The sequence below is a fragment of the Pseudomonas sp. NPDC078416 genome, from assembly GCF_050268485.1.
GTDB lineage: Bacteria > Pseudomonadota > Gammaproteobacteria > Pseudomonadales > Pseudomonadaceae > Aquipseudomonas.
This window is the reverse complement of record NZ_JBNNGV010000011.1, coordinates 38,293-61,474: the sequence shown is the minus strand read 5'-3', so window position 1 is coordinate 61,474 and position 23,182 is coordinate 38,293. Positions and strand designations below refer to the sequence as shown.

Below are 23,182 nucleotides of genomic sequence, written 5' to 3'. Positions count from 1 at the left end.
GAGCGTTCACCGTCTGCCGCTGATCGGTGTAGGAGCGCGCTTCCCGCGAAGAGGCCGGTACATCCGACGCATTCGGGTCGTCCGTACCTACGCTTTCGCGGGCAAGCGCTCCTACATTCAGATCTGCGGCTCGTCAATTGCTCTGCGGTGTGACACTTGAAAGATTCCCGGCTAAAGCCGGTCCCACTGGATGAACGCGCAGCCTTAGTGGGACCGGCTTCAGCCGGGAAGGGTGGCGCAGTGACGATGAAATCGAGCGGTCGTGCGAGCCCAATCATCGGCGCTTGGAGTAGAGTGCAGTTCTATCGATCAGGGAGCGTGTATGTCCTTCGCAGTCATTCAGATGGTCAGCCAGAGCGACGTGCCTGGCAATCTGGCCCAGGCGCGCAGGTTGCTGGAACAGGCCGCTGCGTCGGGTGCGAAGCTGGCGGTGCTTCCGGAAAACTTCGCTGCGATGGGCCGTCGTGATGTCGCTGCCATCGGTCGCGCCGAGGCCCTTGGCGAAGGACCGATCCTGCCGTGGTTGAAACTTGCCGCTCGCGACCTCACCTTATGGATAGTTGCCGGGACATTGCCGCTGCCCCCAGAAGGTCAGCCTGATGGCAAAGTCACAGCGTGTTCGTTGCTGATTGACGATCAGGGCCAGCAAGTCGCGCGTTATGACAAGTTGCACCTGTTTGACGTGGATGTTGCCGATGCACGAGGGCGTTACCGCGAATCCGACGATTACGCCCACGGCACCAACGTCGTGGTGGCAGACACGCCGGTCGGGCGTCTGGGGCTTTCGGTGTGTTACGACCTGCGGTTTCCCGAGCTGTACACCGCGCTGCGGGAGGCGGGGGCTGAATTGATCACCGCGCCGTCGGCTTTTACCGCCGTGACCGGCGCGGCGCACTGGGAGATTCTGTTGCGCGCCCGGGCCATCGAAACCCAGTGCTACCTGCTGGCGGCGGCGCAAGGCGGAATTCATCCGGGGCCGAGAGAAACATTTGGGCACGCGGCGATCATAGATCCATGGGGCCGCGTGCTGGCCGAGCAGGCACAGGGTGAAGCCGTGCTGCTGGGCGAACGAGACAGCGTAGAACAAGCGTCCATACGGGCGCGCATGCCGGTAGCGAATCACCGGCGATTTTTTTCGCAGGCCGCCGTGCGACCTGCCAATACCCCGGAGTGAATATGAGCCACTTGTCCTCTGTCAGCGAACACCTTCTGGCACCAGGCGGCCTGAGCATCGACAGCCTGCAATCGGTGCTCGGCGAGCTGGCCGGCCCAGGCATCGACGCAGCCGACCTGTATTTTCAGGGGCAGATTTCCGAGTCCTGGGCGCTGGAAGACGGCATCGTCAAGGAAGGCAGCTTCAACCTGGACCAGGGCGTCGGCGTACGCGCGCAGTCGGGTGAGAAAACCGGCTTCGCCTACAGCAATGCCATCACACCTGAAGCCTTGACCCAGGCGGCCCGCGCCGCGCGCTCGATTTCCCGCGCGGGCCAGAACGGTCGGGTCCAGGCGTTCACCACCCAGGACGTCGCCCAGCTGTACGCGCCGGACAACCCGCTGGAAGTCATGACTCGCGCCGAGAAAGTCGAATTGCTCAAGCGCGTCGACGCCGCCACCCGTGCGCTGGACCCGCGTATTCAGCAAGTCACCGTGAGCATGGCCGGTGTATGGGAACGTATTCTGGTGGCGTCCACGGATGGCGGTCTTGCCGCCGACGTACGCCCGCTGGTGCGCTTCAACGTCAGCGTGATCGTCGAGCAGAACGGCCGTCGTGAGCGCGGCGGACACGGCGGCGGTGGTCGCACCGATTACCGTTATTTCCTCAGCGACGACCGCGCCATGGGCTATGCCCGTGAAGCACTGCGTCAGGCGCTGGTCAATCTCGAAGCCATTCCGGCCCCGGCGGGCACCTTGCCGGTGGTGTTGGGCTCCGGCTGGTCCGGCGTGCTGCTGCACGAAGCGGTCGGCCATGGCCTTGAGGGCGACTTCAATCGCAAAGGCAGCTCGGCTTACAGCGGTCGCATGGGCGAGATGGTCGCGTCGAAGCTCTGCACCATCGTCGACGACGGCACCCTGGCCGATCGCCGCGGTTCCCTGACCGTCGATGACGAGGGCACCCCGACCGAGTGCACCACGCTGATCGAAAACGGCGTACTCAAGGGTTACATGCAAGACAAGCTTAATGCACGGCTGATGGGCGTCGCGCGCACGGGTAACGGTCGTCGCGAGTCCTACGCGCACCTGCCGATGCCGCGCATGACCAACACCTACATGCTTGGCGGCCAGAGCGATCCGGCGGAAATCATCGCCTCGGTCAAGCGCGGCATCTACTGCGCCAACCTCGGCGGCGGGCAGGTGGACATCACCAGCGGCAAGTTCGTGTTCTCCACCAGCGAGGCGTATCTGATCGAAGACGGCAAAATCACCGCACCGGTCAAAGGCGCGACGCTGATTGGCAACGGTCCGGAGTGCATGAGCCGTGTGTCGATGGTCGGTAACGATCTGTCCCTGGACAGCGGCGTCGGTACCTGCGGCAAGGACGGTCAATCGGTTCCGGTAGGCGTCGGACAGCCGACGCTGAAGATCGATGCGATCACCGTTGGCGGCACAGGCGGGGCTTGATAGTCGAGGGGCTTGCGCCGGTTGAGTGACTCAAACGGCGCAGCAGTTCTAGCGCAGTCCGCGTTTGCTTTCGTCTAGCTCGCGGATGTATTTGAAGATTTTGCGGGTCGCGGTGGGGGCCTTGTTCTGCGCGGCTTCATGCTGAGCCTGACGGATCAGCGAGCGCAGTTGCTGACGGTCGGCGTCCGGGTATTCACTGACGAATTGCTCAAGCACGTCGTCGGTACCGGTCACCAGGCGATCACGCCAGCGTTCCAGATTGTGGAAGCGCTCGTTGTACTGGCGCGTAGAGGCGTCAAGCTGATCGAGCAGCACCAGGATTTCATCCAGATCCTGATCGCGCATCAGCTTGCCGATGAATTGAATGTGGCGTTTGCGCGCAATGTGCGCGGTGTGCTTGGAAGCATCGGCCAATGCCCGACGCAGGGGGTCGGTCAGAGGCAGCTTGGCCAGCACATCGGGCTTGAATGTCGTCAAGCGTTCGCCCAGCTCCACCAGAGCGTGAAGCTCTCGTTTGACCTGGGTTTTGCTTTTCTCTCCGTCGAAGGAGTCGTCGTAAGAATCAACCATGGGGGCCGTCCGCAAATAAACGCCGCCATGATAACCAGTCAGGGCCCGATTGTCCGGCCCGGCTGCTGAAATCAGAATTTGATGGAGAACGTCATGAGTGCATCAGAAATCGTCGGCCCGCAGGCTTTGCCGGCATTGCAGCAGCAGGTCGAGCAGATTGTCGCTGAAGCCAAACGTCAGGGCGCGACCGCGTGCGAAGTCGCCGTGTCGCTGGAGCAGGGCCTGTCCACCACGGTTCGCCAGCGCGAAGTCGAGACAGTCGAATTCAACCGTGATCAGGGTTTTGGCATCACGTTGTACGTGGGCCATCGCAAGGGTTCGGCGAGCACCTCCGCGAGCGGCCCCGATGCCATTCGCGAGACCGTTGCCGCCGCGCTGGCCATCGCCAAACACACCTCGGAAGACGAAGCCTCGGGGCTCGCTGACGCCGCGCTGATGGCGAAAGACCAGCCGGACTTCGATCTTTATCACCCGTGGGACATCACCCCCGAGCAGGCCATCGAACGCGCGCTGATCTGCGAAGCCGCTGCCTTCGACGCCGACAGCCGGATCAAGAACGCCGACGGCACTACGCTGAACGTGCATCAGGGTTGCAGAGTGTACGGCAACAGTCACGGTTTCATTGGCGGGTATGCGTCGACCCGCCACAGCCTGAGCTGCGTGATGATCGCCGAAGGCGAAGGGCAGATGCAGCGCGACTACTGGTATGACGTGAATCGCCGTGGCGAGCTGCTGATGGACGCCAAGCTCATCGGCCAGAAAGCCGCCGAGCGCGCGGCCAGCCGACTGGGCGCACGGCCGGTGCCGACCTGCGAAGTGCCGGTGCTGTTCTCGGCGGAGCTGGCGGGCGGTCTGTTCGGCAGTTTTATGGGCGCGATTTCCGGCGGCAACCTGTACCGCAAGTCGTCGTTCCTCGAAGGCGCGATGGGTCAGCGTCTGTTCCCCGAGTGGATGACCATCGACGAGCGGCCGCATCTGGTCGGCGCCATGGGCAGCTCCGCCTTCGACGGCGATGGCCTGGCGACCTATGCCAAGCCGTTCGTCGAAAATGGCGACCTGGTGTCCTACATCCTCAGCACCTATTCGGGCCGCAAACTGGGCCTGCCGAGCACCGCGAACGCGGGGGGCGTGCATAACCTGTTCGTCAGCCACGGCACCGAAGACCAGGCGGCGCTGATCCGCCGAATGGGACGCGGGCTGCTGGTGACCGAGTTGATGGGCAGCGGCCTGAACATGGTCACCGGCGATTACTCCCGCGGTGCGGCGGGTTTCTGGGTCGAGAACGGCGAGATCCAGTTCGCGGTTCAGGAAGTGACCATCGCCGGCAACATGCGCGACATGTTCAAGCAGATCGTCGCCGTGGGCAGTGATCTGGAGCTGCGCAGCAACATCCGCACCGGTTCTGTGCTGATCGAGAAGATGATGGTGGCGGGTAGCTGAGTCCCGCTCTGCTATAGCGCTTCATCCCCAAGGCCTGCCCCGATCCGGGTGCGGGCCTTTTTTGTGGGCGTTTTTCGATTTATGTCACGGCCGAGTCCTGTAGGAGCGCGCTTGCCCGCGAATCGCGGTGGATCAGCTCCATTTTCTGTGAGTGACAAACCGCCATTCGCGGGCAAGCGCGCTCCTACAGTTGAGGGTGTTCTTGAGATCAGAGCATGATCTCAATCCATCAGCGGGGTTGTGTTGATTCTTAAACTCATTTAATAATGAATCTCATTCGTTAAGTGGGCCTCGGTTATGGGCACTGTTCTGCACGAGTCGCCGTACCTGGAAAACTGGCGCGCATTGAGTCTGCGGATTCGCTGCGCGCTGGATCCGGACGAGCCGCGACTCATCGAACATTACCTCGCGGAAGGTCGCTATCTGGCGCGCTTTACCGCCACCCCCAAATCCCTCATCTGTGAAAGCACCTTTCGCCTGCTGATCGACACCGCCAGCGACACCGCGCTGCCCTGGCATTGGCGTTGTCTGTGCCTGGACCAGGCATGGCGTCCGCTGCGTGACATGCAGGCACTCGCTGAATCCGCTGCCCAACACCAACGCGTTAACGCCTTCGCCCAGCGCCTGGCGACCTGCGCGCTGCTGCCGTCGATTCCGCTGACGGAACCCGCGCCATCGAATCTGCAAAACGCCCTGCCGACGGCTTCTGATCGCCGGCGCCACTCGTGAGGACCTGCGCCATGGAGCAATGGAAACGTACCATCCTGAGCGGTAACAGTTGCTTCAACCGAGGCGACCTGATCGATGCGCGCGAGCTGTACCTGCAGGCCCTTGCGCTGGCGCAGGTGCTCTTTGACCGCTGGAGCGTCGCCGACGAAGCCGTGGCGGCGTTCGTGATTTCGCACCACAACCTGGCGGATCTGCACCTGAGCCTGGGTCAGCCGGAGGAGAGCGCCGAATACCTCTGCGCTGTCCATCAGCGCCTGTTGAATGTGATTCAGGACCCGCAAATGGCGCCCGCCCTGCGACAGGCAGCGCTGCGGCACAGTAATAAAACCTACAGCGAACTCTTGGGTTTCGTCGGCCAATACGGCGAATACCCACGCACCCGTCGCCTGCTCAACAGCAACGGCGAACATTCCCGCTCGGCGCTTCAGCACCACGCTGCCCGCGCCGGCACTCTCTCGTTCGGAGTCCACTGACATGCCCTTTACCTTGCCGGCCTTGCCCTACGCCTACGATGCGCTCGAGCCCCACATCGACGCGCAGACCATGGAAATCCATTACAGCAAGCACCACCAGACCTACATCAACAACCTCAACGCAGCCGTCGAGGGCACTGAATACGCAGAGTGGCCCATCGAGAAGCTGGTCGCCAGCGTCGCCGGGCTTCCGGAAAAGCTGCGCCCGGCGGTGATCAATCAGGGCGGCGGTCATGCCAACCATTCGCTGTTCTGGGAGGTCATGAGCCCCCAGGGCGGGGGTATGCCAAGCGGTGCGCTGGCGACGGCGATCAACGAACAGGTGGGCGGATTCGACCCGTTCAAGGACGCGTTCACCAAAGCAGCGCTGACCCGTTTCGGCAGCGGCTGGGCCTGGTTGAGCGTCACCCCGGACAAAAAACTCGTCGTGGAAAGCAGCGGCAATCAGGACAGCCCCCTCATGAACGGCAACACGCCGATCCTCGGGCTCGACGTCTGGGAGCACGCTTATTACCTGCGCTACCAGAACCGTCGTCCTGAATACATCGCCGCGTTCTACAACGTCGTCAACTGGGATGAAGTTGCCCGGCGCTACGCAGCGGCGCTCGGCTGAAACCTCCCAGAACTCGGATAAGGCGATTTATGCGCTCGGACATACTGGCCCTCGGCAGCGTGCGGTTATTGCGACTGGCATTGGGCTTGATTCTGGTCCTCGTCGGCACCGGTTTGCTGGTGGCCCAGGGACTTTCGTGGGTGGCACTTGAGCCAAGGATGTTGCGAGCGCTGGAAGGCGGCGCCATCTGCGCGTTGGGCACTGCCTTGGGCGCTGTGCCGGTGCTGGTGATCCGCGGCATGCCGGCGGCGGTGTCCGACGGACTGCTGGGTTTCGGCGCCGGCATCATGCTGGCGGCGACGGCGTTTTCGTTGATCGTGCCGGGTCTTGGCGCGGCCCAGGATCTCGGTTTTACCCCATGGGGCGCCGGGGCGTTGGTCAGCTTCGGCATACTGCTCGGAGCGGCCGGATTGTTTGTGGTCGACACCTTGGTTTCCAGAGGGCCGCAGTTGTCGGAGGTGGCCGGGAAACCGGCGATCCCCTCGAACATCTGGCTGTTTGTCATCGCCATCATTGCCCACAACATTCCGGAGGGCATGGCGGTGGGCGTGTCGGCGGGTGGCGGTCTGGCCCACGCCGACAGCCTGGCGATGGGCATTGCCCTGCAGGATGTGCCGGAAGGCCTGGTGATCGCGCTGGTGCTGGCAGCGGCCGGCATGTCGCGGCTCAACGCTTTCCTGATCGGCGCGGCGTCCGGATTGGTCGAGCCGGTATTCGCGGTGCTCTGCGCCTGGCTGGTGGAAGTGGCGGCGTTGCTGTTGCCAGTGGGACTGGCGTTGGCGGCCGGGGCGATGCTGCTGGTGGTGACCCACGAAATCATCCCCGAATCCCGGCGCAACGGTCACGACAAAATCGCCAGCTTCGGATTGCTCGTCGGGTTCTGCTTGATGATGGTGATGGACACGGCGCTGGCCTAACGGACTGCGTGGTGCAGCTTCAGCGCTGTATCCCGGAATTCTCGACTTGGCTTATAACCTTGCGGCGGGCCTCACACCCTGTAGGAGCCGGCTTGCTGGCGAACCCGTTGTGTCAGTGACATCAACGTATCTGAAGCCCCGCGTTCGCCAGCAAGCCGGCTCCTACGGATCTGCGACTTTCTGGGCGTGCTTGGACGGTCGCTAACGGTTGTGAGTGAGAAATCTCAACCCAGCTTCGACAGCGTCACGGCATCCGGCTTGCCGTCAAAAAACGCCTCAAGCACCTGCTGAAAAACCGGCGTCTCCGGCGCGACCGATGCAAACAGGGTCATGCTCGAACGCAGCTTCATATCGTCCGGCGAGCCCATGATCTGCATGGCGCTGCGGTCTTTCCATTCAAGCAACGCCTCGCAGCAGCGCGCCAACCTTTCGCCCAATACCGGATGCTGCACATAGGCACTCGCCTCGTTACTCCCACTGATGCCGTATCGCCGGGCCATGTCGCTGTGGCCCAGGCCGGCCAGTTGCGGGAACACGAACCACATCCAGTGCGACTGTTTACGCCCGGATTTCAGTTCCGCCAGTGCACGTCCGTGCATCGACGCTTGCGCCTCGACAAACCGCTGCAGGTTAAATGGATCGTTCATGGCTGACGCCTCGCCCTGACCACGGCATCTCGCCGTGCGTGCAATTGAGACTACCGCAGCAGGCAATGTTTCCAGCGTTTTCAGGCGTCCGCTCCTCAGGTGGGTAAAAACCCTTATAATCCTGCGCCTATTTATCTGATGCGAGATTCGCCGTGAGCTTACCGCCGTGCCCAAAATGCAGTTCCGAGTACACCTACGAAGATGGCAGCCAGCTCGTGTGCCCGGAATGCGCCCACGAGTGGTCGGCTGACGGCGCCAGCGCCGAAGCGGGCGATGACACCAAGGTCATCAAGGACGCAGTGGGCAACACGCTGCAGGACGGCGACACCGTCACGGTCATCAAGGACCTGAAAGTCAAAGGCTCGTCGCTGGTGGTCAAGGTCGGCACCAAAGTCAAAAACATCCGCCTCGTGGACGGCGATCACGACATCGACTGCAAAATCGACGGCATTGGCGCGATGAAGTTGAAGTCCGAGTTTGTGAAGAAGGGTTGATCGCCGGCCGGCCTGATGGCAGGTTGATCGTCTCTCACGGTTGGCCTGCTGATCGTTCCTCACGCTCCGCGTGGGAATGTTGCTCATGATGCTCCGCGTCCCCTCAATGTGGGCGCGGACTTGGGACGAATGTCGCAATTATGTAGGCCTGATCCTCTTGGTGATTCGGAAACTTCCCACCATCAGAGTGGCATTGCTGCCCATCCATCCCGCCGCAGGTCCCATAGCCTATTCCGCCTTGGATTGGCTATGCGGAAATTGCTTCGATGTCAGATTTCTACCAGTACTTCAAAGAAAACATGGAGAGCATGGGGCTGCCTGCGCCTCAATCGCTTTTTGGCTCTGTGACGAGCGCGGTTGCGACAGCGACGACGCTTCTCAGCCAGGTCGAGAAATTCGGTAAAAAAGTGACCATTAATGAGCTTGTGCGCGCGGGTACCAGATTAGAGCAACTTGCAATCGTCGGAACATGCTCGGCGGCTTTCTATTTGGGTGCGGTGATTGGAAGCATTGCCGTTGCTACCGGAAGGGTGCTTGGTAACGGCGCGACTTTGTCCGACGTGCTTCTCACCGCTCAATCCCATAACCTTAGGACTGACTGGCTGGTCCATTGCTTACACATGTATCCAGGCATATACCAAGCCGCCACTCCGGGCAAAACCCTTTATCGATTCTTGGGACATGTGGTGTGAAAGACTCAATCTTGCTGCTGACAGTCGCTTTGATCGTCGCCTATGCCGCATGGGTTTTCTGGCACTACGTCGGTCTGAACGGTTTTGAGCTATTAAGCACCTTAATGGTTGTGTCGCTTGCGGTGGACAACACGCGCTTGAGGCGCGAGTTGAAAAAGCGCAGGGCTTAGTCGGTAGGTTTGATCCAGGCGGCCTCGCTCGCTATCGTGCGCTGTGATCGTTCCTCACGCTCCGCGTGGGAATGCCGCTCATGATGCTCCGCGTCTGTGGAGCGCCACCCCGGTCACTCCCACCGTTAACTGCAAGCCGCCATGTAGTCGGGAGCGCGGAGCATCCCCGAAGGCGTTACCACGCGGAGCGTGGGAACGATCATAGTGGGGCGACACGCCTCCGCCTCAACTCGGCAAATTGATCCCGAACGTATTCACGCCGTGCTCGCTACGCACGAACACCGTACCGCCGTGCATGAGTGCGATGGCTTTGACGATCGCCAGCCCAAGCCCGTGATTGGCGCCGCTGTTGCTGCGCGAGGCGTCCACCCGGTAGAAGCGCTCGAACAATTTCGGCAGATGTTCCCCGGCGATCTGTGCGCCGGGGTTGGTCACGCCGATGCTGACGTGATCGCCCTCATCGCGAATATCCACATGAATCAACTGCCCCGGCGAGGTGTGCTGCACCGCGTTGTGCAGCAGGTTGATCAGCGCCCGGCGCAAGTGCGCGGTTTCGATGGGCGCGCAGGCATCGCCACGCACCTCAACCTGCACCTGGGCGTCTTCCAGAATGAAATCCAGATAGTCCAGGGTCTTCGCCACTTCCTGGGCGAGTGACGCCTGGGTCAGTTGCGTGGCCTTGCTGCCCTGGTCGGCGCTGGCGAGAAACAACATGTCATTGATGATCGAGCGCAGCCGTTCGAGTTCTTCGAGATTGGATTGCAGCACCTCGAAGTAATGCTCGGCCGATCGCCCTCGGGTCAACGCCACCTGGGTCTGACCGATGAGGTTGGTCAGGGGAGAGCGCAACTCGTGGGCGACGTCTGCGTTAAACGATTCCAGCCGCGAGTAGGCCTGCTCGACCCGGTCCAGCGTCGAGTTGAACGAGGTCACGAACTGATCCAGTTCCGGCGGCAGATGCGACAATTTCAGGCGGCCGCTCAATCGCGGCGGCGTCAGCTTGCGCGCCTCCAGCGATAATTCCGTCAGCGGTTTCAGGCCGATGCGCGCCACCCAGTAACCCAGCGCCGAAGCGAGCAGGATCCCGACGGTCGCCAGACTGATCAGCGCGATGAGCAGGGAATGTTGGGTCTGCCAGAAGGTTTCGGTGTCGACCGCTGTCAGAAAACGCAGCGGCGGGCGTTGATCTTTCGCAGGAAACTGACTGACGAGCACCTTGAAAGGATAATCGTGGCCGCTCAGGTTCAAGTCGCGCATGCCCAGCGGCCCTTTGGCGAAGGCGCGGATCTCGGCGTCCGGGTTGCCGAATTCATAGGTCGGGTTGTCGCTGACCACCCAGAAGCGCAGGCGTCTGTCTTCCTCGCTGAGCAGCTTGAGTTTGGCGTTGATCTTGGCCCAGTGCTCGGGCGTTCCGTAACGCTGGACCGCCGATTCGAGCACGCTGTAACGGGCGTCGACTTCGGCTTCCGGCAGCAGCCCCAGGCCCTTGTCCACTTGCAGGTAGAGCGCCCAGCCGATCAACAGAAACACCAGCAGCGCCACGAGGGCGAACATGCCGCTCAGGCGCAGGGCGATGGAGTTAGTCGACACGACGGCTCTCCAGCACGTAACCCATGCCGCGAATGGTGTGCAGCAGTTTTTGCTCGAACGGCCCGTCGAGCTTGGCGCGCAGGCGCTTGATCGCGACTTCGACGACATTGGCATCGCTGTCGAAATTCACGTCCCAGACCATCTCGGCAATCGACGTCTTCGACAGGATTTCCCCCTGACGCCGCGCCAGCACGCTGAGCAGCGAGAACTCCTTGGCGGTCAGGTCCAGGCGCACCCCGGCTCGCGTGGCCTTGCGGCTGATCAGGTCGATCCACAGATCGGCGACGCTGATCTGCACCGGCTCGTGACCGCCACTGCGCCGGGTCAGGGCTTGCAGACGCGCCACCAGTTCCAGAAACGAAAAGGGCTTGCCCAGATAATCGTCAGCGCCCTCGCGCAGGCCGCGAATCCGATCGTCGACGTTTTCGCGGGCGGTCAGCATGATCACCGGCGTCTGTTTGCGCGCACGCAGGGCCCGCAGCACCCCATAGCCATCGAGGCCCGGCAGCATGACGTCGAGAATGATCACCGCGTATTCGCTTTCCAGCGCCATGTGCAGGCCTTCGATGCCCTCGCGCGCGACGTCGGTGGTGTAACCCTGCTCGGTCAGGCCCCGGTGCAGGTAATCGGCGGTTTTCTCTTCGTCTTCGATAATCAGGACACGCATCGGTCCACGCTCACTTGTTGATGCTTACTTATAGGTGCTTGTTTCAACGGCATGCTTTTCCGCGACCCGTTCGGCTGCAGGCGGCTTGGACGCTGTCGAGCCTGGCGCTGTCGAGTCTGGCGTCGGACGCTGGCGATGGAACAGTCGCTCAAGCTGCAGGTAGATCACGGGCGTGGTGAACAGCGTCAGCGCCTGGCTCACCAGCAATCCCCCGACAACGGCGATGCCCAACGGCTGACGCAGCTCGGCGCCGACACCATAACCGAGCATCAAAGGCAGCGCGCCGAGCAATGCGGCAAGGGTGGTCATAATGATGGGCCGGAAGCGCGTCAGACACGCTTCATAGATGGCGTCGCGCGGCGACATACCGCGATTGCGCTGGGCGTCCAGCGCGAAGTCCACCAGCAGAATACCGTTCTTCTTGACGATGCCGATCAGCAACACGATCCCGATCAGACCCATGATCGAAAAGTCCTGACCCATCAGCCACAGCAGCAACAGTGCACCGATACCGGCGGAAGGCAGGGTTGAAATGATCGTCAGCGGATGGACGAAGCTCTCATACAGCACGCCAAGAATGATGTACACCGCCACCAGCGCGGCGAGGATCAGCCACGGCTGGTTGGCCAGCGAACTCTGGAACGCCTGGGCCGCGCCCTGGAAATTGCCGATGATCGAGGCCGGCATGCCGATCTCGTTCTTCGCCTGATCCAGAAGCACCACCGCATCCCCCAGCGCCACACCCGCCGACAGGTTGAACGACAGGTTGGCCGCCGGGAACATCCCGTCATGGCTGATCGACAACGGGCCCATCTTCGGCGCACCGACCTTCGCCAGCGCCGACAGCGGCACCATTTCATTGGTCAGCGGCGAGCGCAGGTAAAAGTAGTTCAGGCTTTCGGCTTTGCCGCGCTGTTGCGGCTCCAGCTCCAGAATGACTTTGTACTGGTTGATGTCGGTCTGGTATTCGTTGATCTGCCGCTGACCAAAAGCGTCGTACAGCGCCTGATCGACGTCCGCCGTGGTCAGGCCGAAGCGCGCGGCGGCGCTGCGGTCGATGTCCAGATGGGTCACGCTGCCGCCCAGTTGCAAGTCATTGGACAGGTCGCGGAAGGCTGGCAGGGTCTTCAGCTTGTCGGTCAGCTTCTGGGTCCAGACATTCAGCAGCGCGCCGTCGTTGCTCTTGAGCACGTATTGATACTGTGCGCGGCTCGGACCGGAGCTCAGGTTGATGTCCTGACCGGCGCGCAGGTACAGGACGATGCCGGGGATTTGCGCCAGTTTCGGCCGGATCCGGTCGATGAACTGACTGGCCGTCACATCCCGGTCGTCACGGTCCTTGAGGGCGATCCACACCCTGCCGTTGGCGATCGTCTGGTTGCTGCCGCTGACGCCCACCGAATGGGAAAACGCCTTGACCGCCGGATCCGCTGCGATGATTTTCGCCAGCTGTTTGTGTTTCTCGATCATGTCCGGGAATGAAATATCCGCCGCCGCTTCGCTCGTGCCCAGCACCATGCCGGTGTCCTGCACCGGGAAGAAACCTTTAGGGATCAGCACATAGCCGGCCACCGCCAGCACCAGGGTCAGGCCGAAAATCCCCATCATCAATCGCTGGTGGGCGAGGGCGAAACGCACCCCGCGGGCATACCGCGCGAGCAGTCGCTCACCGAAACCGGGTTTGGCGTGGGGGTCGTGCTTCGGCGTGCGCATGAACAGCGCCGCCAGGGTCGGCGCCAGGGTCAGCGAGACCACCACCGAAATCAGAATGGTCGACGTCGCGGTCAGCGCGAATTCCTTGAACAGCCTGCCCACTACGCCGCCCATGAATAGCAGCGGAATGAACGCGGCGATCAGCGAGAAGCTGATCGACACCACGGTAAAGCCGATTTCGCTGGAACCCTTGATCGCCGCATCCCGCATGCTTTCGCCGGCTTCCAGATGTCGGTGGATGTTCTCCACCACGACAATTGCATCGTCGACGACAAACCCCACCGCCACCACGATGGCCACCAGGGTCAGGTTGTTCAGGCTGAAACCGAGCACGTACATCAGCGCGAAACTGGCCACCAGTGACACGCCCAGCACGGCGGTCACGATCAGCGTCGCAGAGAGCTGGCGCAGGAACAGCGCCATGACCGCAATCACCAGCGCGATGGCGATCAGCAGCGTCATTTCAACTTCATGAAGCGACGCCCGAATGGTTTTGGTGCGGTCGCTGAGCACCGAGACGTCCACCGACGCCGGGAGCATTTCCTGCAACTTGGGCAACTGGCCGAGCACGCGATCGACCGTCTCGACGATGTTCGCGCCGGGCTGACGGAACACCACGATGTTCACGCCCTGCTGATCCCCGGACCAGGCCCGCACGTAGGCGTTCTCCGAACCGTTGATGACCCGCGCCACGTCGCGCAGATGAACCGGGGCGCCATCTTTGTAGGAAACGATGAGTTGTTCGTAGTCCTTCGCCTGAAACAGTTGGTCGTTGGAGGCCAGGGTGGAAATGCTGTCTTTGCCGTACAGCGCGCCCTTGGCCAGGTTAAGGCTGGTCTGCTGCAGGGATTCCCGCAAATCGGCGAGGGTCAGCCCGATCGACGCGAGTTTTTCAGGCGCTGCCTGGACACGGATCGCCGGACGTTGCTGGCCGGTGATGTTGACCTGTCCGACACCGTCGATCTGACTCAACTGACGCGCCAGCAGGGATTCGGTGACGTCGCTGAGTTCGGTGCAGGGCATCAGGTTCGAGCTGACGCTGAGGATCAGCACCGGGCTGTCCGCCGGGTTGACCTTGCGCCAGGTCGGCAGCGTTGGCAAATCGGCGGGCAAGCGCCCGGCTGCCGTATTGATGGCTGCCTGCACTTCCTGCGCGGCGGTGTCGATGCTTTTGTTGAGGGTGAATTGCAGCGTGAGGTTGGTGGAGCCCAGCGCGCTGCTCGACGTCATCTGGGTCATGCCGGGAATGGCGCTGAACTGCACTTCAAGGGGCGTCGCCACCGACGACGCCATGGTTTCCGGGCTGGCGCCGGGCAACTGGGCAGCGACCTGAATCGTCGGAAATTCGGCTTCCGGCAGCGGCGCCACCGGCAGGCGAGGGAAGGCAATGCAGCCCAGCAGCACCAGCGCGAATGTCAGCAGAACCGTGGCGATGGGGTGGTTGACGCACCATGCCGAGATAGAACCGCGGCTGTTCATTTTGTTGCCCCGGTGGAGTCGGCCAGGGTGTCCACGGGATCACCCTTGACCACCTCGATGTGCGCACCGTTTTTCAGACGCGACTGACCGTCGCTGACCAGCACGTCATTGGCCTCCACCCCGCTGATCAGCATCAGATCGCTGTCCTGATACAGCACCTTGACCGGCACCACCTCGGCAGTGTCGCCCTTGACCCGATACACGTAATGCTGGTCGATGCCGCGCTGCACCACCTGCGGTGGCACTTTCAAGGCATTGCGATCGATGGCGGTCTGAATCCGCACGGTCACCAGTTGCCCGGGCCACAGCTTCTCCGCCGCATTGTCGAATATCGCTTTGGCGCGAATGGTGCCCGTGCTGGCCGCCACCTGATTGTCGATCAACAGCAAATTGCCCTGGCCCAGCAACGTGCCGGTCGCGCCTTCGCCGAGGTAGGCGTCCACCGGCGCGGGCGTGCTGGAGGCAATCAGATCATGGAGCGTGGGCAGCATCTGCTGTGGCAGGGAAAACTCCACCGACACCGGGTCAATCTGGGTGACCGAGAACAGTCCGGCGGCATCGCTGACGCGCAGGAAGTTGCCTTCATCGACGTTGCGGATGCCGACCCGACCCGTCACCGGTGAGCGTATTTGCGTGTAGGAAAGCTGCACCTGAGAGGCATTGATCGACGCCTGATTGCCCAGCGCCGTGGCCTTGAGTTGATCGACCAGCGCTTGCTGCTGATCGTACTGCTGTTTCGAAATGCTGTTGTCGACGGTCAGCAACTTGTAGCGCCTGAGGTCGACGTTGGCCACGTTAAGCTGCGCCTGACTCTGGCTTAACAGCGCTTTGGCCTGTTCGAGGGCGGCGCGGATCGAGCGATCATCGATGGTTGCCAGCAAATCACCGGCCTTGACCTGCTGCCCTTCCTTCACCAGCACTTTGGTCAGGATTCCATCCACCTGAGGGCGGATCACCACGCTTTGCAGCGACAGCACCGAGCCGATCCCGGTGACATAACGCGGCACGTCTTCCTGCATCACGTTGATCACGCGCACCGGCACGGCAACGGGGGCGCTGACCTTTTTCGCCGCAGGGCGAGTCACTGCCCAGACGCCTATCACCACAAGTACGACCAACAGGGTCGCGAGCATCACGATTTTGTTCTTCTTCTGCATACAGGGACAGGCCAACCAGTGAATGAGGGGCGGGTAACCGAGCGTTCTTTATAACCCTTTGACCCGGTCAGCAAAATGACTGCTGCCTGTCAATATTGTCAGGTGAATAACGGCAGACGATGAATGTGGGTAAAGAAAGAACGCCGCAGGGCGATACCCAAATAGAGAGCACGAGTTTTGGTGAACGAGTTCTACTGTGGCGGGGAAAATTCCTACATAAACTTCGTGAGTTCTGAATGCTTCTTCACAGGGCCTGAGATGACCTGGGTCACCCGGTTCCTACTCCGGAGTAGTGCGATGAAAAGCCAAAAGGCTGTTTCGCTGTTTTTCTCGGTCGCGGTCATCGGTGCGTGCGCCATGACGGCGCCTGCCGCCTGGGCTGCCCAGGGCGCGCTGATGTTTCACGGCAGCGTGACCAATGCGACGTGCGACGCGCAGGCCTTAAGCGCTCCGTCGACAATCCCCCCCTTTAAAACCCTGCAAGCGGGCACTCATGTCAGCGTGGGTTTGAGTCGCGGTGACAACGCGTGCGGCCAACGCGCTTTGCCCGTGCAGGCCAGTTACGCCGAGCTGTCCTCAATCGAGCCGAATGTTCACGCGGGGATTGTCACGCTGACTTACCAGTAGGCGCTTTCTCCCTTATCGAAACCTATGCTGACGAACCCGACTCAATCGAGTCGGGTTTTTTTTGGGTTACCACCTTGCAGCTGCCGCATCTCAGTCGACGCGTTCTGGCGTGCAGTGCAAACGTTCGTCACAACTTTTGTCAGGGCTTCAAGCGCCAAGCCCCGGTCCCCGTGGCCTGTGACATAAAAGCGTCATCTCCTACCGAAAGGTCCGACGCGCGCCACTGTCTTTTCAGTCCACAGGAAGTAGAACGCCTGACAGCCGGCATTGCAGACGCTGCTTATAGTTCCTCTCGTCCTTTTGGGCACACACGAATCGACACAAGGAACGTCGTTATATGAAAAAGCTTTCTCTTACCCTGGCTATCGTGGCCGCAATGGGGCTTGGCATTTCCGGGACCGCGAATGCTGCGAACAACGGCAAACTTGTTTTCACCGGCACCCTGACCAACATCACGTGTGACATCGGCGCCGGCAGTGGCGCAACCCCTGGCAACAACCCGGGCGAGATCAACGTAGACCTGGGCAACGTCTCGTTTTCCGACATCGGTCGCTTCACCGACAACAAACTCGAAACCGCTTCGCCTATCCAGCTGTTGGTCAATTGCACCGGCGGCGCCGCTCAATACAACACCGTGAACATGCGCTTCGTCGCCCGTCAGGGCAGTGGTCTGGATAACCTCGATCAGAAACTGCTGCGCACCACCGGCGCGGCAGACGGCGTAGGCATCGGCCTGCTCAATGCGTCCAACCAGTTGATGGACCTGAGCGGCAACGAAACCATCGATACGCCACTGGTCAAGGACGGCGCCGATGGTGCGACCGCCGAGATCAATTTCGGCGCCGTTTATGTCCTCAACGGCGCGGCCACCAACCCGGGTAATGCCGACGGCTTCCTGCCGTTCGTGATGGATTACCTGTGATGTAGCGGGCGAGCGGGCAATGGCTCGCTCGCCTTCCTGGCTTGTCCACCTCACAGCCCAAGACGGTCTCACCATGTTTCCAGATTTCATTCGCGGCTCCGCCCTCTGGCTGGGTCTGCTTCTGGCTGCCCCGGCGCAGGCGGGTATCGTGCTCAACACCACGCGTGTCATCTACCAGGCCACTGACAAGGAGGTCAGTTTCGTTGTGAACAACAGCGGCACGGCTGACATCCTCGCCCAGTCATGGCTCGAAGCGCAGAGCGGTACCGAAAATCTGCCCTTCGTCGTCACTCCGCCACTGGCGCGAATGGCGGGCGGCGCCCGGCAAATGATTCGGGTGATCCATGCCGGCGAAGGTCTGCCCGCCGACCGCGAGTCGGTGTTCTGGCTCAACGTCCAGGAGATCCCGCAATCGGCGAAGGACAACCAGCTGCAAATCGCGATTCGCCAGCGCATCAAGCTGTTTTACCGCCCCGCCGCGCTGGAGGGCGATCCCCTCGACGCTGCCAGGAGCCTGCAATGGCGAGTGCGCGACAGCCAGTTGGAGGTCAGCAATCCGACGCCGTATCACGTCTCGATGATCCAGATCGACGCCCGGCAGCAGGGCAAGACGCTGTTCACCGCTGACAGCCGGATGCTGGCGCCCAGGCAGACCGTTCAATTGCCACTCAAGCCATTGGCCGGCGGTCACGCGGTGGAACTCAGGTTCATCAGCATCAACGATTTCGGCGCGCAGGAGCCTTACACCGCAAAGGTGTCCGGTGGCCAGACGACTCAAGCCATCAAGGCCGCCAACGTTGTCACCCGCACCGAGTAGCCACTCAGTCGCGGATCGAATTTACCCAGCTCTTTCTTCGGTCGCAGTCATGCGGCTCCAGCGCCTTGCGCCTGCCAAACATGATTTGCCAGTGCGTCGGAATCGAGAACACGAGTGAAACCAGCCAATGGAACCCCGAGATCACACCAAGGGATATGCACGGATCGCAGCATGCTCTTCCCGCATCGACCGCAGATATCTGGCAAACATGCCGTTCCGGATCAGCCCTGTGGCGAGGATCATCCTGGCATCGACAGGGTTGGCGCTGGCCTCCTCCGCAGCGGCGATGACGGATCAGAGCCGCGACGCCGCCGATGTGAAATTCAACACCTCGTTCATTCAGGGCACCGATCAGCCCGCCGATCTTGCGACGTTCTTGCAGGGTAACAGCGTGGTCCCGGGGAGCTATCGTGTGGACGTCTACGTCAACCGTGTCTTGAGCGGGCGGCGTGATATCAGCTTCATTGCCAACCCTGCAAAAGGCACCGTCGAGCCCTGCCTCACGCTGGACATGCTTCGCCAATTCGGCATGAACCTGGAGGCTGTGCAAGCCGGTGACGCTTCGCCGACGGAATGTTTCGACCTCCCGGCGCGGGTCGAATTTGCTCGCGTCGACTACCAGCCGGCGAGCCTGCGCCTGAACATCAGCATCCCTCAGGCCATGATGTCGCGCAGCGCTCGCGGCTACGTGCCGCCGGAGTTATGGGATGAGGGCGAGACGGTTGGTTTCGTTAATTACAACTTCAGCGGCGCGCGCCGTACCCGCAGCGGCCAGGGCCGATCTCAGGCGCAGGATCAGTATTACCTGAGCATGCGCAACGGCGTGAACCTCGGTGCCTGGCGACTGCGCAACGAGTCTTCGCTGACCTATGGCAATGACCAGCCGTACCGCTTTCGCAGCAACCGGACGTTCATGCAGCGCGACCTCACTGCATTGAAAGCCCAGCTGACCCTGGGCGAAACCTTCACCGATTCGCAAGTCTTCGACAGCGTTCGATTCCTCGGCGCCATGGTGATGTCCGACGAGGGCATGCTGCCCGACAGCGAGCGGATTTTCGCGCCGGTCATTCGTGGCATCGCCGACACCAACGCCTTGGTGGAAGTGCGTCAGAACGGTTTCATGCTCTACAGCGGCAACGTCTCGCCGGGCCCGTTCGAAATCACCGACATCTACCCCAGCGGGTCGAACGGCGATCTGGAAGTGACGGTCGTCGAAGCCGACGGCAGCAAGCGGGTATTCGTCCAGGCCTATGCGTCGCTGCCGATCATGGTGCCGAAAGGTGCTATGCGGTACAGCCTCGCCGCCGGCCAATACGACAGCAACACCGAGGACGGTCTTTCTCCCGGCTTTACTTCCGGCACGCTGGTCTACGGCCTGACCGAGCAGGTGACGGCAGCGGGCGGCGTGCAAATCGCCGAGGCTTACCAGGCCGGCAACATTGGGGCGGGAGTCAATACCGGGCTGGGCGCGGTGTCGCTGGACGTGACTCAGTCCCTCAGCCGCCAGCGTGAGCAACGCTACAGTGGCCAGAGCCTGCGCGTGCGCTACGCCAACACGCTGGACCTGACCCAAACCACCCTCGCCGTGGCCGGCTATCGCTATTCAACGAATCAATACCTGACGTTTGACGACCATGTTGACGCGTTGCAAGCCCGTGACGGATCAGCCCGCGGGCGCGCGAAAGATCGCCTCGAAATCAGCTTGACGCAGTCGCTGCCAGAGCAGGCTGCGTCGCTGAGCTTTACCGGATCCGAGCAACGGTATTGGGATCGGGGCAGCAAGACGCGCCAGCTTTTTCTGTCGTGGAACTCCGCGTGGCGCAGCCTCAGCTACAGCGTGTCGGTCGAGCGCAACCAGACCTTCGAGCGCAGCGGAGACAATCAATCGGACAACCGCATCGCGCTGACTTTGAGCTTGCCGCTGGGGAGTGATTCCGGTTCGTCGCGGGTGTTCGGAAATGCCGTTCGCGACAGCTCCGGCGCGTCCAGTGTGCAGACGGGTCTCAATGGCCAGATATTCGACGACCGCAACAGCTTCTACTCGGTACAGGCGGGGCATGACAGTGAGGCGGGGTCGTCAGGTTTCGGCAAACTCAGCACTACGACGGCCTACGGGCGTTTCGACGCGGGTTACGGGCAGGGCAGGGATTATCAGGCCCTGAGCATGGGTGCTTCGGGGTCGGTGGTCGCTCATGCGGGCGGAGTGAACTTCGGTCAGCCCTTGGGCGAGACCTTCGCGCTGGTGCAGGTAAAGGGCGTCAGCGGTGCACGGCTGACCAATTTCAGTAACGTCGAAACCGCCGACAACGGTTACGCCATCCTGCCTTATGCCCAGCCGTATCGAACCAACTGGATCAACCTCGACACCCGCCAGTTGGGTGCCGATATCGAACTGGAAAATGCCGTGGATCAAGTCGTGCCCCGGCGCGGCGCGGCGGCCTTGGTCAGCTTTCGTACGGCAATCGGTCGGCGTGTGCAATTCGAACTGGTGCGAGCCGATGGCAGCCGCTTGCCCATGGGCGCCGCGGTGGAGGACGAGCAGGGCAAGTCCCTGGCAACCGTTGATCCAAGCGGGCGAGCGCTGGTGCTGAGCGAGCGGGACAGCGGCGAGCTCATCGTCAAATGGACCGATCAGGAGTGCCGCGCAAGCTTCGCGCTGCCGCCCAAAGAAGCCCATCGCAGCTACGATCGGCTGAAGGTGCAGTGCCAATGAAATACGCTTATCTGTCCGCGGTTTTGTTGACCGTGATCAGCGGCATGGCGCAAGGCGCGGTGTCGCTGTCAGGCACGCGGTTGATCTTCGACGGTCGCTACAACGAGGCGACGATCGAGGTCAGCAACCGCAGCGATGCCGAGACCCTGATTCAGGCCTGGCTCGACGCGCCCCGCGAGGACGATCAACCAATCGATGGGCGCGCGGCTGATCTGCCGTTCGCGTTGACCCCGCACCTGGTGCGCCTGCCGGCCAATGGCAAGCAGACCTTGCGCCTGCTCTATGAAGGCATTGGCCTGCCCCCGGACCGGGAGTCGATGCTGCACCTGTACGTGCTGGAAATTCCTCGGCGCAGCCCGGCGGTTCAGCAGTTGAGCATTGCCATCCGCCAACGCATCAACGTCTTCTATCGGCCAGCAGCGCTGACCGGCGACCCGGCGGACGCGGCGCAAACACTGATCTGGCAGCGCGCTCAATCGCCTGGCGCCAGGCTTTTCGTGCGCAACCCGACGCCGTATCACGTTTCGCTGCAAGACCTGCGCATCAACGGAGTCGAGGTGGCTGACCACCGGTTGCTGACGCCTTTTTCGGACGCATCACTGACCCTGCCTGTCCTCGGCACGAAGGGTCCGGGTCCTGAAATCCTGAGCTTCAACGCCATGACCGATTACGGCGGACAGCGTGATTACTGCGCGCCGCTTCAGGGACGGCAGCCGTTCAATGTGCCGCTGCGCACGCCGGATTCACACTCACCCATAGGGAAATGCTGACATGAAAAGACCCATCATCCGAGGGTGGCTGACGTTGCTGGCGACGCCGCTGTTGATGCTGTTGATGCCTGGCCTCGCGCTGGCGCTGACCTGCAAGACCCAGGGCGCCGGCGACTCGGTGGTCCGCGGGGACCTCAGCAGCACCGTCGCCATCCCGGCGAATCTGCCCGATGGCAGCGCGGTCTGGCGCTCGGAGCGACTGAACCTTGCCGTCGAATGTGCGAGGGACGAACCGGGCGGCCCCGAGGATGTATTCATTGGTCTGAACCCTGACAACCTGCAGATCGGACAGGGGATTCGCGCCGGACTCACGTTGGGTGGCATTGATTTCGTGCAAACCAGCGGGCGTATTCCCACGCAGCAACAAGCGCCGGCCTGCATCGACGCAAGCTCGACGTGTCCGAGCGTCACGTTCAACCTCCCGTTTTCAGTGTTCATCCAGAAGTACGGGCCGACCCCGCCCTCCGGCGTCGCGAGCGGTCTGCACGACTATCGGATGTTCCAGCTCGACGGCAGCAGCGGGCAGGGCTCGGCGCCTGACCGCACACTCAGTTATGTCATCAACAACCTTGAGGGACTGCGATTTGTGGCCTGCGACGCTGAATTGCGGGTCATGCCCGAAACCGTGGATTTCGGCGACGTGGCCATCCGCAACGTGCGGGTGGGAGAGGTCGCTACCTTTCAGCGCTTTGCCCTGGCGACCAGCCGCACCTGCGAATCGCCGTTCAGCCTCAATGCACGCATCACGCCGGTGTCCGGGATACTCAAGGGCGACGTACTGGTGCCGATCGACAATGGCAGCATCGGCGTACGCATCACCCAGGCACGCGACGGTTCGCCCGTGCCGTTCCAAGAACCCTTCCACCTGACCGATCTGCTGGAGGGCAATTACTCCGAGACGGCGGACTTCAACGCCGAATTGCTGTGGCAAACCAGCACGCCGACCGCCGGCCCGTTTTCGGCGGAAGTCATGGTGGATCTGTTCTACAAATAGGTACGCGCAACCGGTCTGTTGGCAGCAGCGATCCGCCGGCGATTCAGGTATGCTGCGCGGCCCTCGGGCGCCGCCCGTATTCTCGACCGTCTGCCATTCCGGAGCTTTCATGACCACCCCCGAACACACGCCCGCTCCTGATGCCCGTGAATCGCACGCTTCGGTCGACGCCAATGCTGCGGCGGCGGACACAAAGCCTGCGATTCCGGCGTTCAGCTTCCCGTTCAAACCGGGCGAGCTGTTGCAGGCCAAGAAGGATCAGCAGCACTACAAAGGCTCCGGCAAATCGAACCATGACAAGCGTCCGGGCGTTGCGCCATCAGGCACGCGTCGGTCGATGGGCAAGCGCTGATCACACCTTCGCTGGCG

General features: G+C 61.8%; 23 protein-coding genes. 17 read left to right on the top strand and 6 right to left on the bottom strand.

The features are described from left to right. Positions 1-322: 322 nt before the first annotated feature. Together ACQKEN_RS12690 and tldD are read left to right on the top strand one after the other, a co-directional pair. The gene (locus tag ACQKEN_RS12690; protein ID WP_427685881.1) at positions 323-1,174 is read left to right on the top strand and encodes a carbon-nitrogen hydrolase family protein; all 852 of its coding nucleotides are present in this window, start codon (positions 323-325) and stop codon (positions 1,172-1,174) included. A gap of 2 nt (positions 1,175-1,176) precedes the next feature. Further along, entirely contained in the window at positions 1,177-2,619 is a 1,443-nt protein-coding gene (tldD, locus tag ACQKEN_RS12685; RefSeq protein WP_237251253.1) for a metalloprotease TldD, read from the top strand. A gap of 48 nt (positions 2,620-2,667) precedes the next feature. On the opposite strand, the gene yjgA is transcribed toward tldD, so the two are convergent. Next, a complete protein-coding gene (gene yjgA / locus ACQKEN_RS12680; RefSeq protein ID WP_133776245.1) occupies positions 2,668-3,189 on the bottom strand; it encodes a ribosome biogenesis factor YjgA in 522 nt (173 codons plus the stop codon). A gap of 93 nt (positions 3,190-3,282) precedes the next feature. Here yjgA and pmbA point away from each other — a divergent pair, with 93 nt between their 5' ends. The 5 genes from pmbA (at position 3,283) to ACQKEN_RS12655 (ending at position 7,361) form a co-directional block, all read left to right on the top strand. Then, positions 3,283-4,629 carry a metalloprotease PmbA gene (gene pmbA / locus ACQKEN_RS12675; RefSeq protein WP_427685878.1) on the top strand — a complete coding sequence of 449 codons (1,347 nt, stop codon included), beginning with the start codon at positions 3,283-3,285 and terminating at the stop codon, positions 4,627-4,629. 297 nt (positions 4,630-4,926) lie between these two features. Further along, a complete protein-coding gene (locus ACQKEN_RS12670; protein WP_427685876.1) occupies positions 4,927-5,358 on the top strand; it encodes a FagA protein in 432 nt (143 codons plus the stop codon). Between the two features lie 11 nt (positions 5,359-5,369). Then, positions 5,370-5,831, top strand: a complete 462-nt coding sequence (locus ACQKEN_RS12665) for a hypothetical protein (protein WP_427685874.1) — start codon at positions 5,370-5,372, stop codon at positions 5,829-5,831. A gap of 1 nt (position 5,832) precedes the next feature. Continuing rightward, the gene (locus tag ACQKEN_RS12660) at positions 5,833-6,444 is read left to right on the top strand and encodes a superoxide dismutase (RefSeq protein WP_427685872.1); all 612 of its coding nucleotides are present in this window, start codon (positions 5,833-5,835) and stop codon (positions 6,442-6,444) included. Between the two features lie 29 nt (positions 6,445-6,473). Beyond that, complete coding sequence (locus ACQKEN_RS12655; protein ID WP_427685870.1) at positions 6,474-7,361, top strand: ZIP family metal transporter; 888 nt, start codon at positions 6,474-6,476, stop codon at positions 7,359-7,361. Positions 7,362-7,585: 224 nt separating this feature from the next. Here ACQKEN_RS12655 and ACQKEN_RS12650 read toward each other — a convergent pair whose 3' ends face one another. Continuing rightward, entirely contained in the window at positions 7,586-8,008 is a 423-nt protein-coding gene (locus ACQKEN_RS12650) for a DUF1810 domain-containing protein (protein WP_427685868.1), read from the bottom strand. A gap of 152 nt (positions 8,009-8,160) precedes the next feature. Here ACQKEN_RS12650 and ACQKEN_RS12645 point away from each other — a divergent pair, with 152 nt between their 5' ends. The 3 genes from ACQKEN_RS12645 (at position 8,161) to ACQKEN_RS12635 (ending at position 9,364) form a co-directional block, all read left to right on the top strand. Then, positions 8,161-8,502 (top strand): zinc ribbon domain-containing protein YjdM, encoded by a 342-nt coding sequence (locus ACQKEN_RS12645; RefSeq protein WP_065990097.1) that lies wholly within the window; start codon positions 8,161-8,163, stop codon positions 8,500-8,502. Positions 8,503-8,768: 266 nt separating this feature from the next. Then, entirely contained in the window at positions 8,769-9,194 is a 426-nt protein-coding gene (locus ACQKEN_RS12640) for a hypothetical protein (RefSeq protein WP_427685865.1), read from the top strand. Beyond that, positions 9,191-9,364 (top strand): hypothetical protein, encoded by a 174-nt coding sequence (locus tag ACQKEN_RS12635; protein WP_427685863.1) that lies wholly within the window; start codon positions 9,191-9,193, stop codon positions 9,362-9,364. Before ACQKEN_RS12640 ends, ACQKEN_RS12635 begins: the two co-directional genes overlap by 4 nt. Positions 9,365-9,589: 225 nt before the next feature. Here ACQKEN_RS12635 and ACQKEN_RS12630 read toward each other — a convergent pair whose 3' ends face one another. From ACQKEN_RS12630 to ACQKEN_RS12615, 4 genes are read right to left on the bottom strand one after another with little or no spacing between them, the layout of a single operon-like run. Then, entirely contained in the window at positions 9,590-10,954 is a 1,365-nt protein-coding gene (locus ACQKEN_RS12630) for a heavy metal sensor histidine kinase (protein WP_427685862.1), read from the bottom strand. Next, the gene (locus ACQKEN_RS12625) at positions 10,944-11,621 is read right to left on the bottom strand and encodes a heavy metal response regulator transcription factor (RefSeq protein WP_122534987.1); all 678 of its coding nucleotides are present in this window, start codon (positions 11,619-11,621) and stop codon (positions 10,944-10,946) included. Before ACQKEN_RS12625 ends, ACQKEN_RS12630 begins: the two co-directional genes overlap by 11 nt. A gap of 24 nt (positions 11,622-11,645) precedes the next feature. Continuing rightward, positions 11,646-14,813 carry a multidrug efflux RND transporter permease subunit gene (locus ACQKEN_RS12620; RefSeq protein ID WP_427685859.1) on the bottom strand — a complete coding sequence of 1,056 codons (3,168 nt, stop codon included), beginning with the start codon at positions 14,811-14,813 and terminating at the stop codon, positions 11,646-11,648. After that, positions 14,810-15,970, bottom strand: coding sequence for an efflux RND transporter periplasmic adaptor subunit (locus ACQKEN_RS12615; RefSeq protein ID WP_427685857.1), 1,161 nt, complete (start codon positions 15,968-15,970; stop codon positions 14,810-14,812). Before ACQKEN_RS12615 ends, ACQKEN_RS12620 begins: the two co-directional genes overlap by 4 nt. Positions 15,971-16,150: 180 nt before the next feature. Here ACQKEN_RS12615 and ACQKEN_RS12610 point away from each other — a divergent pair, with 180 nt between their 5' ends. The 7 genes from ACQKEN_RS12610 to ACQKEN_RS12580 all read left to right on the top strand — a co-directional run bounded on the left by ACQKEN_RS12610 (position 16,151) and on the right by ACQKEN_RS12580 (position 23,165). Then, positions 16,151-16,597: a hypothetical protein gene (locus ACQKEN_RS12610; protein ID WP_427685855.1), complete on the top strand. Its 447-nt coding sequence runs from the start codon at positions 16,151-16,153 to the stop codon at positions 16,595-16,597. A gap of 337 nt (positions 16,598-16,934) precedes the next feature. Then, on the top strand, positions 16,935-17,519 hold the full coding sequence (locus ACQKEN_RS12605; RefSeq protein ID WP_427685853.1) for a fimbrial protein: 585 nt from the start codon (positions 16,935-16,937) through the stop codon (positions 17,517-17,519). A 73-nt stretch (positions 17,520-17,592) separates the two neighbouring features. Beyond that, a complete protein-coding gene (locus tag ACQKEN_RS12600; protein WP_427685851.1) occupies positions 17,593-18,336 on the top strand; it encodes a fimbrial biogenesis chaperone in 744 nt (247 codons plus the stop codon). Positions 18,337-18,544: 208 nt separating this feature from the next. Further along, positions 18,545-21,049, top strand: a complete 2,505-nt coding sequence (locus ACQKEN_RS12595) for a fimbria/pilus outer membrane usher protein (protein ID WP_427685849.1) — start codon at positions 18,545-18,547, stop codon at positions 21,047-21,049. Then, the gene (locus ACQKEN_RS12590; protein ID WP_427685848.1) at positions 21,046-21,819 is read left to right on the top strand and encodes a fimbrial biogenesis chaperone; all 774 of its coding nucleotides are present in this window, start codon (positions 21,046-21,048) and stop codon (positions 21,817-21,819) included. The genes ACQKEN_RS12595 and ACQKEN_RS12590 overlap by 4 nt, the downstream gene beginning before the upstream one ends. 1 nt (position 21,820) lies before the next feature. Beyond that, on the top strand, positions 21,821-22,813 hold the full coding sequence (locus ACQKEN_RS12585; RefSeq protein ID WP_427685846.1) for a fimbrial protein: 993 nt from the start codon (positions 21,821-21,823) through the stop codon (positions 22,811-22,813). A 109-nt stretch (positions 22,814-22,922) separates the two neighbouring features. After that, on the top strand, positions 22,923-23,165 hold the full coding sequence (locus tag ACQKEN_RS12580; RefSeq protein ID WP_427685844.1) for a hypothetical protein: 243 nt from the start codon (positions 22,923-22,925) through the stop codon (positions 23,163-23,165). Positions 23,166-23,182 lie beyond the last annotated feature (17 nt).